This window comes from Halanaerobium kushneri (genome assembly GCF_900156285.1).
In the GTDB taxonomy this organism is placed as follows: Bacteria; Bacillota; Halanaerobiia; order Halanaerobiales; family Halanaerobiaceae; genus Halanaerobium; species Halanaerobium kushneri.
Window position 1 is genome coordinate 58,620 of the sequence record NZ_FTNC01000009.1, and the last position, 12,372, is coordinate 70,991.

Annotated in this window: 9 protein-coding genes and 1 tRNA gene; 9 read left to right on the forward strand and 1 reads right to left on the reverse strand. The window is 35.0% G+C overall.

What is annotated here, in order from left to right; genetic code table 11:
* Positions 1-366 precede the first annotated feature (366 nt).
* The 6 genes from BW929_RS07710 (at position 367) to BW929_RS07735 (ending at position 8,804) form a co-directional block, all read left to right on the forward strand.
* The gene (locus BW929_RS07710; protein ID WP_076544794.1) at positions 367-1,176 is read left to right on the forward strand and encodes a pyruvate, water dikinase regulatory protein; all 810 of its coding nucleotides are present in this window, start codon (positions 367-369) and stop codon (positions 1,174-1,176) included.
* 14 nt (positions 1,177-1,190) lie between these two features.
* Complete coding sequence (gene ppdK, locus BW929_RS07715; RefSeq protein WP_407645373.1) at positions 1,191-3,815, forward strand: pyruvate, phosphate dikinase; 2,625 nt, start codon at positions 1,191-1,193, stop codon at positions 3,813-3,815.
* A 189-nt stretch (positions 3,816-4,004) separates the two neighbouring features.
* Positions 4,005-5,543 carry a glutamine-hydrolyzing GMP synthase gene (gene guaA, locus BW929_RS07720; RefSeq protein ID WP_076544796.1) on the forward strand — a complete coding sequence of 513 codons (1,539 nt, stop codon included), beginning with the start codon at positions 4,005-4,007 and terminating at the stop codon, positions 5,541-5,543.
* A 23-nt stretch (positions 5,544-5,566) separates the two neighbouring features.
* Positions 5,567-5,860 carry a YerC/YecD family TrpR-related protein gene (locus BW929_RS07725; protein ID WP_076544797.1) on the forward strand — a complete coding sequence of 98 codons (294 nt, stop codon included), beginning with the start codon at positions 5,567-5,569 and terminating at the stop codon, positions 5,858-5,860.
* A gap of 82 nt (positions 5,861-5,942) precedes the next feature.
* Entirely contained in the window at positions 5,943-7,199 is a 1,257-nt protein-coding gene (locus BW929_RS07730; protein ID WP_076544798.1) for a hypothetical protein, read from the forward strand.
* A 201-nt stretch (positions 7,200-7,400) separates the two neighbouring features.
* On the forward strand, positions 7,401-8,804 hold the full coding sequence (locus tag BW929_RS07735) for an NAD(P)/FAD-dependent oxidoreductase (protein ID WP_076544799.1): 1,404 nt from the start codon (positions 7,401-7,403) through the stop codon (positions 8,802-8,804).
* Positions 8,805-8,891: 87 nt separating this feature from the next.
* Here the strand turns inward: BW929_RS07735 and BW929_RS07740 are convergent.
* Positions 8,892-8,968, reverse strand: a tRNA-Pro gene (locus BW929_RS07740).
* A gap of 157 nt (positions 8,969-9,125) precedes the next feature.
* Here BW929_RS07740 and BW929_RS07745 point away from each other — a divergent pair.
* From BW929_RS07745 to BW929_RS07755, 3 genes are all read left to right on the forward strand, one after another.
* Positions 9,126-9,587: a redoxin domain-containing protein gene (locus BW929_RS07745; RefSeq protein ID WP_076544800.1), complete on the forward strand. Its 462-nt coding sequence runs from the start codon at positions 9,126-9,128 to the stop codon at positions 9,585-9,587.
* A 243-nt stretch (positions 9,588-9,830) separates the two neighbouring features.
* On the forward strand, positions 9,831-10,319 hold the full coding sequence (locus tag BW929_RS07750) for a DUF456 domain-containing protein (protein ID WP_234978077.1): 489 nt from the start codon (positions 9,831-9,833) through the stop codon (positions 10,317-10,319).
* Positions 10,320-10,392: 73 nt separating this feature from the next.
* Positions 10,393-12,372: a UvrD-helicase domain-containing protein gene (locus BW929_RS07755; RefSeq protein ID WP_076544802.1), complete on the forward strand. Its 1,980-nt coding sequence runs from the start codon at positions 10,393-10,395 to the stop codon at positions 12,370-12,372.

Consider the following 12,372-nt stretch of genomic DNA (forward strand, 5'->3'; position numbering starts at 1 on the left):
GACGGACTCGATGTCCTAATACTAACTCGACCATGCGTCTTAAAAAAGAAGAGTTAGTGAAAATTTTTCTGCTTTTAAAAAAGGATTTTTTTGACGAATAGAGAATAAATATTATAAGAGAAAACAATTTAGCTATGAAAGTTTAAATTAAAGTTTTATTTTAATATTAACTAATTTAATTAATGCTGAATAAACAAAATAATATTGCTGAAAAACATCCAATTAAAATACTTTATTTTAAATTTTCATAATTTTTTGCGAAAAGTAAAGGGTTATTTTGCAAAAAATAGAAATAAAATACAGGTGGTGATATATAAAAAGAGATATATAATAATTGTAAAAAAGTCTGTAGGATAAGGTGATTATATGATAAAAAATTTCTTAGTCTATGTATTATCTGATTCAGTAGGAGATACTGCAGAACAGGTGGCAAGAGCTTCGGCAGAACAGTATAAAGACTCAGATTATGAAATTAAGAAATATCCCTATGTAGAAAGCAAAACCAAAATTGATAGTATTATAGAAAGCTTGAATTCCGAAAATTCAATCTTTGTTTATACCATCGTTAATAAGGAGATATCTGAATATCTGCGACAGAAATGTGAAGAAAAAAAAGTTCCTTACATTGATGTAATGGCTCCCTGTTTGAATACTTTTACCGACTTTTTGGGACAAGAACCGGTGAGAGAATCAGGTGTTATTCGCAAACTTGATGAGGATTATTTCAAAAGGGTAGAAGCAGTGGAATTTGCTGTTAAATATGATGATGGTAAAGATCCACGGGGTATTTTGAAAGCAGATATTGTTTTAATTGGGGTTTCACGATCATCAAAAACTCCCTTAAGTATGTATCTGGCTCATAAAAACTATAAAGTGGTTAATATTCCACTTGTAAAGGGATCAAAAGTACCAGATGAATTGTTTGAAGTTCCACGCAGAAAAATAATTGGATTGATGATTGATCCTTCAGATTTAATAGAAATAAGAAGAGAGAGAATAAGGGTTTTAGGACTTGATAACAGTGTGGATTATGTATCAATAGAAAAAATTTACGAGGAGTTGGAATACGCTGAAAAGATAATGAGAAAAGTTGGTTGTCCTGTAATTGATATGACTAAAAAGGCTGTCGAAGAAGCTGCTAATTTAGTCATTGATATCATAAATGATCTTAACTAACAAAAGGAGGGGTTTTGTTGAAGAAATATGTATATGGCTTTGAAGAAGGTAAAAAAGAAATGAAGTCACTGTTGGGTGGTAAAGGTGCCAATCTTGCTGAGATGAGTAAAATTGGTCTGCCAGTGCCTCCAGGATTTACAATCACTACAGAAGCCTGTATTCACTATATTGAAATTGGTGAAAAGTTGGAAGATAGTCTCAAAGAAAGTATTTTCGAACACTTAAAAGACTTAGAAAAGAAAATTGGTAAAGATTTCGGTGATGTAAATGATCCTCTCTTAGTTTCTGTTAGGTCTGGAGCAGTTATCTCTATGCCAGGTATGATGGACACAATTTTAAATCTTGGTTTAAATGATAAGAGTGTTGAAGGACTTGCTAAAAAGACCTCCAATCCTCGCTTTGCTTATGATAGTTACAGACGTTTAATTCAGATGTTTGGTAATGTTGTACTGGGAATACCTGGTTATGAATTTGATAATTATCTAGAAAGAAAAAAAGAGAAAAAAGGCTATGACAATGATACTGATTTAACTGTTGATGATTTGAAAGATATAATAAAAGATTTTAAAGCTTTAATAAAAAATAGAAAAGACATAGAATTCCCACAAAAACCAGAAGAACAACTATTAATGGCTGTTAAAGCTGTGTTTAGTTCCTGGAATAATAACCGTGCTATTTCTTACAGAAATCATAATGATATACCTCATGATTTAGGTACTGCAGTAAATGTGCAAACTATGGTTTTTGGTAACATAGGTGAAAATTCTGGTACAGGTGTTGCTTTTACTAGAAACCCTGCAACTGGAGAAAACAAAGTGTTTGGCGAATTTCTGCTTAATGCACAGGGGGAAGATGTTGTTGCAGGTATCAGAACTCCAAAAGATATCAGTGAACTTAATAATTTAATGCCTGATGTTTATGACGAATTTATTGAGGTAACTGAGACTTTAGAGCAGCACTATAAAGATATGCAGGATATTGAATTTACAATTCAGGAAGGAGATTTATTCCTGCTTCAAACCAGAACCGGTAAAAGAACTGCAGATGCAGCAGTCAATATTGCAGTTGACATGGAAGAAGAAGGTTTAATTGATAAAGAAACTGCTGTAATGCGAATCGATCCCGAGGATATAAGCCAGTTATTACATCCAAACTTTAAAGAAGAAGAGCTGGAAAAAGCAGATCTGTTGGCAAAAGGATTGGCAGCATCTCCTGGTGCAGCAACAGGTAAAGTTTACTTTAACTCAGAAGATGCAGCAGAAGCAGCAGCAGATGGAGAGGATGTAATTCTAGTTCGTAAAGAAACTTCACCAGAAGATATTGAAGGAATGGTTAAGTCCAATGGTATTTTAACATCACGTGGTGGTATGACATCTCATGCGGCAGTTGTTGCACGTGGAATGGGAAAATGCTGTGTTGCTGGTGCTGGAGATATTCAAGTTGATGAAAGCTCCAGACAGTTTTTTGTTGATGATCGTGTGTTTAATGAAGGAGATTATATATCATTAAATGGTAGTACTGGGGAAGTTTATGCAGGAATTGTTGAAACTACAGATGCTAATTTAACAGATAATTTTAGAATGCTGATGGAATGGTCTGATGAATATCGCGAGATGGGAGTTTATACTAATGCTGATACTCCTCATGATGCAGAAGTAGCTGTTGATTTTGGGGCAGAAGGTATTGGACTCTGTCGTACAGAGCACATGTTCTTTGATAGTGAAAGGATCATTTCTGTTCGAGAAATGATAGTTGCTGACAGTAAAAAGAAACGTAAAAAAGCTCTGGATAAGCTGTTCCCCTATCAAAAAGATGATTTTAAAGGAATCTTTAAAGTTATGCAGGATAAGACTGTAACAGTAAGGCTTTTAGATCCCCCATTACATGAATTCCTGCCTCAGAATGATAGAGATATTAAAAATCTTGCTGAACAACTTAGTATACCTGTTGATGAGTTAAAACGAATCATTGGTGAATTAGAAGAGATGAACCCAATGCTCGGTCACCGCGGCTGTCGTCTTGGTATTACCTATCCTGAAATTTATAAAATGCAGGTTAAAGCAATAATGTCTGCCGCTCTGGAAGTTAAAGAAGAGGAAGGTTATGATGTTAAAGCAGATATTATGATTCCTCTTGTTGGTACAGCCAAAGAATTAGAAATATTAAGAGAAGATGCTGTTGAAGTTGCAGAAGAACTTCTGGAAAATTCAAGTGTCAAAGTCAATTACAGTGTAGGTACTATGATTGAAATTCCAAGAGCAGCTTTAACTGCAGATAAAGTTGCAGAACATGCTGATTTCTTCTCCTTTGGTACTAATGACCTAACTCAGATGACTTATGGTTTCTCTCGTGATGATGCTGGTAAGTTTATTAGTAAATATCTAGATCAAGAGATATTTGCCAAGGATCCTTTCCAGGTCTTAGATCAGGAAGGTGTAGGTCAACTTGTCGAAAAAGCTTCCGAGCTGGGACGTAAAACAAAACCAGAACTGAAACTTGGAATCTGTGGTGAACATGGTGGAGAACCTTCTTCAATTGAGTTCTGCCATAAAACCGGCTTAAACTATGTATCCTGTTCACCTTATCGGGTTCCAATAGCTCGATTGGCTGCGGCCCAGGCTGCATTAAAAAATGATTAATTAATATCACAGACTCTAATTTTAAGGTTAGATATTAGATAAAAGAAAACTCCTTCCTGTTCAATTCCTTTTAACAGGAGGGAGTTTTAATATTTGAATTTAATAAATATTTTTCTCAGCGACTTATTCCTTGACAAAAGGCTTAATTCCACTGTATACTTTAGTAAATAAAAGCGGAAGGGGAATTAGATGGATTACGATAAGATATTGATTCTTGATTTTGGCGGCCAGTACAGTCAGCTGATTGCAAGAAGAGTAAGAGAATTTAATGTTTATTCTGTAATTAGAGGGCATGATATTGAGCTGGAAGAAATCAAACAAATTGATCCAGCAGCTATAATTTTTTCTGGGGGTCCTGATAGTGTTACAGCTCCTGGAGCACCCGGGGTTGATCAGGGTGTATTTGAACTTGGGATTCCAATCTTAGGTATTTGTTATGGAATGCAGTTGATGGCCCAGCTTTTAGATGGTGGTCATGTAGAAAAAGCAGAGCATGGTGAATATGGTAAGGCTGATTTAGAAATTTATACCGAAAAAAAATTATTTAAAGAACTCGAAAACCACTCTCAAGTCTGGATGAGCCATGGAGATCATGTCAAGGAAGTACCAGCAGGATTTGAAGTTATTGCTAAAACTGATTTAACAGCTACAGCAGCTATGGCTGATTTTGAAAGAAATTTTTATGGAGTCCAGTTTCACCCAGAAGTTAATCATACAATTCAGGGGAAAACTATTCTTCATAATTTTTTATTTAGGATTGTAGATGCCAGAGCGAACTGGAATATGGCAGATTATATTAATGAAGAGGTTGAAAGAATAAGAAATCAGGTTGGTAAAGGCAAAGTTATCTGTGGCCTTTCAGGAGGCGTAGATTCTGCAGTTGCTTCGGCTATTGTTCATAAAGCAATAGGAGATCAGCTGACCTGTATTTTTGTTGATCATGGTTTACTTCGCAAAGGTGAGGCAGAACAGGTCAAGAGAACTTTTGGGGAAGAGTTTAATATTCCTTTAATTTATGTAGATGCCAAAGATCGTTTTCTGAGCCGATTAGAAGGGATAACTGATCCGGAAGAAAAAAGAAAAATTATTGGTGATGAGTTTATCCAGGTTTTCGACGAAGAAGCTGAAAAATTATCAGATGTTCGTTATCTAGTTCAGGGTACAATTTATTCAGATGTCATAGAAAGTGGAGGCACAGATAAGGCAGCGACAATTAAGAGTCACCATAATGTTGGAGGCTTACCAGAAGAAATGAATCTTGAACTGGTTGAGCCGCTGCATTTTCTTTTTAAAGATGAGGTAAGAAAAATAGGTGAGGTACTTGGTTTGCCAGAAGAAATTGTCTGGCGCCAGCCATTTCCGGGTCCTGGACTTGCAATCAGAATAATCGGTGATGTTGACTGGGATAAGTTAGAAGTTTTAAGAGATGCTGATGCAATAGTGCAGGAGGAAATAAAAGAAGCGGGTCTTTACCGTGACATCTGGCAGTCATTTGCCGTTTTACCGGATCTGAGAAGTGTTGGAGTTATGGGAGATGAAAGGACTTATGGCTATCCGATTATTTTGAGAGCTGTAAATAGTGATGATGCTATGACAGCAGATTGGGCTCGCCTGCCCTATGAAGTGCTGCAGTCAATTTCTAATCGAATAGTTAATCAGGTGGAAGACGTTAATCGAGTTGTTTTTGACATTACTTCAAAACCACCTGGAACAATAGAATGGGAATAATGTCCAGAAGAGAGGTGTAAACTTTGTCCAGAAATATAAAGGATAAATTTACTGAGCAGCTGTTTGAAGCCATTTTAAAGCTTGAAAGCAAAGAAGAATGCTATAATTTCTTTCAGGATATAGCAACAATTGGTGAGATAAAAGCTCTGGGTCAGAGGCTGGAAGTGGCTAGAATGCTTAAAGAAGGTTATACATATGATCATATAGTTGCAGAAACAGGTGTGAGTACAGCAACTATTAGCCGTGTTAAACGCTCCTTAGAATATGGTGAAGATGGTTATAATTTGATTTTGAGTCGCCTGGAAGAAAACAATTAAACAAATAATTAACGATTATTAAGAAAAAAGCTCATTTTGAGCTTTTTTCTTTGATAATATAAAAAATTCAAGGAGGAAGAAAATGAAAAAAACACTATTATTTCTATTAACAATTACAATTATTTTTTCGACAGCATTAACTGCCTCTGCCGCACTTGATGCGGAAGCAATTGGGATGGGGGATAACTTTTCTACTATGACAGGTGAGGCAGCCTATTATTCTAATCCGGCTGGACTGGCTTTAAGAGATAATAATTTTGCCTTAAAAGCAAATCTAGGTTTTTCTATCTGGAATAATGTTTTTGAGAACAGTGAATTTTCTAAAGATGAGATTGAGAGCAAGTTAACTGGTGAAGATTTAATTTTGGCCGGTAGAAGTGCTTTTGGAACTCAGTTTTATTATAAGAATTTTGCTCTGGCAGTCAATGGAAGAGCAGAAGGAATGTTGAAAACAGATAGTGATGCAGCTGAGATTCTGACAGGTGATACACCTGAGATTAGTCTTGAGTCACTACAAGATAAAGGTTCAGTTACTGTTGAATTTGGTGACAGTGCTGGTGGAGCAGCTGCTACAGCAGATGTTTCTTTAAGCTATGCTCGTCAGATTTTTAGAAACTGGTCAAATAATTCTCATAATATTGAGTCTGTATATTTTGGAGCTACATATCACTATCTAGAAGGAGAAATCTATAAATTTTCTGGTGGCGGAACAATTAAGGCGACTGTAAATGAAAATTCTGGTGACCCATATGTAGAGTATAGTACTTCAGATGCTGAATTTTATGAAAACCATTCTAAAGATGGAGAGGCGACAGGTGATGCTTTTGATTTTGGTTTAGCTATTAAAACAAGCAATGATTATACTTTTGCCTTCAGTGCAATGAATATTGGTGAATTATCTGCGGATAGTTCTGTTATTGATGGTACGGGATATGGAGTTACAACAGAAAATAATCCAAATGATACTTTAACAGAAAATAATTTAAGTGGTGAAGAAGGTAAAATCACTTATCAACTTCCAAGAGTATATAGATTAGGAATGAAAAAAGAATTCAGTCAAAACACTGTTTTATATGCTGATTATTCAAGAGTAAGCTATGATGGTGGACAGGATGATAACATTTATGCAGTTGGTAGTGAATTTAGAAAGAATAAATTTATTCCCCTGCGTCTGGGAGTTAATTATTCTTCTTTAAGAGAGGATATTGAAGTTGCTGCTGGAATGGGAATTAATATCAGCAACAATGTTAAGGTTAATTTAGGTATTGCTGATTTATTAGCACTTAGTGACAGTGCCAAAGGTGTTAAGTTTGGTATTTCAACTTTGATTGGATTTTAATTTAAAATCTTGCAGAGTTAATTTAAAAATAAAATGAGAAATTTAACTACCGACCTTAACTATTTCTTTAAGGTCGGTTTTTATTTTGAAAAAAATAAAATTAAAAGCAGGAATTTAACTTCTGGTCTAGAAACTATAATATTGGTTTGTCTAAAAAATAATATTTAGACTTTATTAAAAAACCTGGAGGTTTAAAAATTAATGAGCAAAAAAGATTATGATGTGATTATCATTGGAGCTGGACCAACTGGAATATTTACTGCGATGGAATTTGTGAAAAAAGAAGCAGATTTAGATATTCTGATTTTAGAAAAGGGTACTGATCTGGAAAAAAGAGTCTGTCCAATGAAAGAAAATCCTGGGATGGGCTGTGTTAACTGTCCAAGCTGTGCAATAGTATCGGGCTGGGGTGGAGCAGGAGCTTATAGTGATGGTAAACTTTCTCTTTCTCCTGATATTGGTGGAAATTTAGAAAATTACATAGGAAGACAGCGATTAATAGATAATATTTCCTATGCAGATGATATTTATATGGAATTTGGTGCGCCTGATCGTATTTTTGGAGTAGCAGATGATAAACAAGATGAGATTAGGAAAAAGGCTGTCAGAGCAGAACTTAAGTTTATACCTGCCAGTTTACGGCATCTGGGAACAGGATACAGTCAGGTTGTTTTACAGAATATGCAGGATTATTTAGAAGAACAGGGTGTAGAAATAAGGTTTGGAGTTAATGTAAAGCGTTTTATAGTAAAAAACAATAAAATTGAGGCTGTTAAAACAGCTGAAGGCGAAAAAATAACTGCTGACTTTGTGATGGCAGCAGCGGGTAGGGAAAACGCTGAATGGTTAACTAATGAGGCTAAAAAACTTGACATTGAGACGGCAATTAACCCTGTTGATATTGGAGTTCGAGTAGAATGCCCAGCAGCAGTAACAGAATATATGACTGATAATTTATATGAATCTAAATTGATATATCATACTCCTACCTTTGAAGATAAGGTGAGAACTTTCTGTATGTCTCCTTATGGTGAGGTAGTTAGTGAAAATAATCAGGGTTTAATTACAGTTAATGGCCACAGCCATTCTGATCTTAAAACTCATAATACTAATTTTGCTCTACTGGTAAGCAAAACTTTTACAGAACCTTTCCATGAGCCAATTACTTATGGTAAAGACATTGCCAAACTGGCTAATATGCTTGCAGGAGGAGTTCTGGTTCAGAGGCTGGGTGATCTGCTGGAAGGTAGAAGAACTACTGAAGAAAGATTGAAACGATCTGTAACTGAACCGACTTTAAAAGATGCAACTCCTGGAGATTTATCTCTGGTACTTCCTCACAGACACCTGACAGGAATTATTGAAATGTTAAAGGCGCTTGATGAAATTACACCAGGAATTTATGGACGTGATACCCTGCTTTATGGAGTAGAGGTTAAGTTTTATTCTTCCAGATTAGATGTTAAAGATAATCTGGAAAGTAAGGTTGAAAATCTATTCTTTGGTGGGGATGGTGCCGGTATAACCCGAGGGCTGATGCAGGCTTCTGTTTCGGGACTTGTAATTGCTCGTTCAATTATGAAGAAGTTGGAAAAGAATAGCTAAAAAGTTTGTATTAATTAAATAATAATAATAAAGGCAGTAAGCTCAATCTCCTGGATGAGCTTTACTGCCTTTTAGTTTATAAATAAATGGTCTGGCTGCGGGGATTTGAACCCCGGACCTCTTCGTCCCGAACGAAGCGCGCTACCAAGCTGCGCCACAGCCAGTTAATATCATAAAACATTATATCACAATTTTTGTAAATACAAAAGCAAATAATTATGGAAATTGTTAAATTTTCACTTGATATTAAATCTTAAGAGAGTTACAATTAACACAAGTTAATAACTCAGGTTTAAATATATTTAACAGGAGGTATTTCAAATGAAATTAACAAAAGGTGAAAAAATTCCAGAATTTAAGTTAAGTGATCATCAGGAAGAAGAAATTACTTTAGAAAAATTCAAGGGTAAAAATGTATTGCTTTCTTTCCATCCACTTGCCTGGACAAGTGTCTGCCGTAATCAAATGCAGGCTCTAGAAGAGAATTATGATCAATTTGAAAAAAATAATACAGTTCCGTTAGGAATTAGTGTTGACCCTGTTCCTTCCAAACGTGCCTGGGCAGAGGATATTGGACTTGAAAATTTAAGACTTTTATCTGACTTCTGGCCTCATGGTGAATTTGCTTCTAAACTGGGAATTTTCATCAGAGAAAAAGGAATTTCAGGTAGAGTTAATATTTTAGTTAATGATCAGGGAGAAATTCTCTGGGTAAAAGAATATGATATACCGGAACTTCCTGATATTGATGAAGTATTGAAAGTGGTTTCTGACAACGCATAATTTATTGATATTGCTAATTTAATAAAATTTTTAAAAGCAACTGTTATTTAGCGGAATAAAGTAAAAAGTTCACAGTTTATTTATTCAAAAAAAATATTTAAGAGCTAGTAAACCCTGTTTAGATGACAGGGTTTTTTGCTTGCTCTTTGTTTTTTGTGTTATAATAAAATTTAGCTTAGACTTTAGAAGTAGATTAAATGATTTATTATTTTTTTAAAAATTTGAGCAATTCGTTGCCTGGGAGTGATCGGGTTGGAAATTTTTTTATTACTTATGATTTTAATATTATTTACCCTGGAAATTGCGGCAATTTTTTTGCCGGTACTGCCTGATTCTGTTTTTTTCTGGGCTGCAGTTATCTTATACAGAATAATTAAAACTGATATCAGCTACTCACCCTATTTTTGGACCGGTGCAGTGTTGATTACAGTCATTATTTTTCTGGCAGATTATCTGGCTAATGCTTATTTTATTAAACGCCAGGGTGGTACCAACAGGACAATTATAGCTGCTGTTTTAGGAATGATATTAGGGACCTTATTTTTAGGACCGCTGGGTTTTATAATTGGTCCATTTCTTTTAATATTTATCGCAGAATACTGGCAGAGCAGAAATAAAGGGAATTCCTTTAAACTTGCCTTAAGCAGCATCTTTGCTTTTGTTGCCAGTACAGCTTCTCGACTGGGGATGCAGATTTTTTTAATGATCTGGTTTTTTATCGAGATTTATTAATAACTAATTTGTTGTTCTTTTTTGAATTATATTTTAAAATTTTTTCATAATTTTAACTAAAGGAGACTGGCTGATGTACAGTATTTACAGTGGCAATACGGGTAGTGGTAAAACTTCAAAACTGAAAACTGACTACCAAAGGCTGGCAGCTGAACAGGGTAGTGAAAAGATACTCTTGTTTTTAAATTCTGCCCGTTCCGTCAGTCAGTTTAGAGAAGAATTAGATATAGAAATGATGGGAAATTTAAATATCTATACTTATTTTGGCTTTGTCAATCAGCAGTTAAATAAGAACTGGCCTGCTGTAGAGCGAAAATACAGTGGCTCCAATCAACTGATAGAGCCAACATTTATGAATATTGAAACATCTCATTTTTTAATGAGTAATTATGTGGCAAAATATAGAAAAGATAGATCATATTTTCGGAGTATTAAGGCCAGACCTGTTCAGATTGCAGTTCAGTTAATTGATAATTTGAATTTGGCTGCTTTCAACATGCTTGGTTTTAAGGAGCTTAAGCAGAGAATGCTAGGTTGGACTCAGAATGATGAAGAACGTAGAAAATATGCAGAACAGTCTTTAGAGATTATGAAGACTTTTAGAAATTTTTCGCTTACTTATCGGCTCTTTGATTATTCCGCAGCTGTAAGTTTGTTTAACAAATATCTGCTGGCTGATCCTGATTATCTCAGTAATTTAAAAAAACAATATAATTATTTATTGGTAGATGATTTAGAAAAAATGATTCCAGCCGGGCAAGAATTGATAAAGTCATTGATTGAATCTCAGATTAAAGGTATCTTTACTTTTAATGAGAGTGGGGGTTTTAATCGTTTTTTTGGGGGTAATCCTGCTGCGGCCAAAAAGCGTTTTTTTAAAGCGGAAGCAGAAATAATTGAAATTAATAAAAACTACACTGCCTCAGAAGCGAGCAGTGATTTAGCTGCAGAAATAAAAAAAGTAATTAAAGAAAGAAAGTCCAATTTAGTACAGTCTTCACTCCTCTTGGAAGAAATTGATAGTGAGTTAAGAGGTGAAATGCTGATTAAAGTTGGGAAAAAGATTATTTCACTTCTAAAAAAAGGAGTCAAAGCTGATCAAATAGCGGTTATTTCTCCTAAAATTGACAAAGTACTGAGCTTTAGTTTGCAGCAGATTTTAGAAAAAAATGGTTATCGATTGAGTAATTTTAACCGTTCTAAACGACTAATTGATATTCCTTTTGCACGAGCTCTATTAATTTTATATTTATTTCACTGTGAGAGAACTAATATAGTTGGCGTTTCTTCGCTGCAGCAGGCACTGTCGCTGCTTTTAGAATTGGATCCCCTGCGTTCATATATTCTGGCTGAGGAAATTGCTGCTTCCGGTATGAAATTGATAGACCTTGACCAGAGTGGGTTGAGAGAAAAGATAAACTTCCAATCTGCTGAAAAGTATGATTATCTAAAAGACTGGCTGCAGGATAAAAAAGAGGAAGAGCTGGAAATTGAAGATTTTTTTCAGCTGGTTTTTAGTGAAGTTCTGGCCCCTTTAGATCCTTCCCAGGAAGATATTTTTGCCTGCAGACAGATGATCGAATCAGTTGCCCGTTTCCATCAGGCAGTAGAAAATTTTCATCAGCATAAAAATGATCTAAGTGAACGTTATATTAAGATGATTTATGAGGGAACTCTGGCCGCAGAGACTCTATTTAAAGGTCAGGAAAAAGAAGCCGGAGTTATTTTGGCTTCACCCTATAAATTTTTATTTTCACCTGAACTGGCTGGAGTTGACTATCTATTTTTACTTGATATTTCCAGTAGTGACTGGCTGCAGAGTATTGCTAAAGAACTTGTTAATCCCTATATTTATACTGAACAGTGGCAGCAGATTGATAATTGGAATGACAGTCTAGATCAAAAGATAAGGTTAAATCAGCTCAGTGATTTTTTAATCAGTTTAATTTATAAAGTTAAAAAAGGAATTTATATAGCAGATAGTTTTCTAAACAGCAGTGGTAAAGAACAGGAAGGACCACTTTATCGCTGGCTTGATGTGAGAGGAGAGTAA

Bases quoted from the DNA above. Each gene is read 5' to 3' on its own strand.
- BW929_RS07745 (WP_076544800.1), top strand. From the start codon at position 9,126: ATGAAATTAACAAAAGGTGAAAAAATTCCAGAATTTAAGTTAAGTGAT.
- guaA (WP_076544796.1), top strand. From the start codon at position 4,005: ATGGATTACGATAAGATATTGATTCTTGATTTTGGCGGCCAGTACAGT.
- BW929_RS07710 (WP_076544794.1), top strand. From the start codon at position 367: ATGATAAAAAATTTCTTAGTCTATGTATTATCTGATTCAGTAGGAGAT.
- BW929_RS07735 (WP_076544799.1), top strand. From the start codon at position 7,401: ATGAGCAAAAAAGATTATGATGTGATTATCATTGGAGCTGGACCAACT.
- BW929_RS07755 (WP_076544802.1), top strand. From the start codon at position 10,393: ATGTACAGTATTTACAGTGGCAATACGGGTAGTGGTAAAACTTCAAAA.
- BW929_RS07730 (WP_076544798.1), top strand. From the start codon at position 5,943: ATGAAAAAAACACTATTATTTCTATTAACAATTACAATTATTTTTTCG.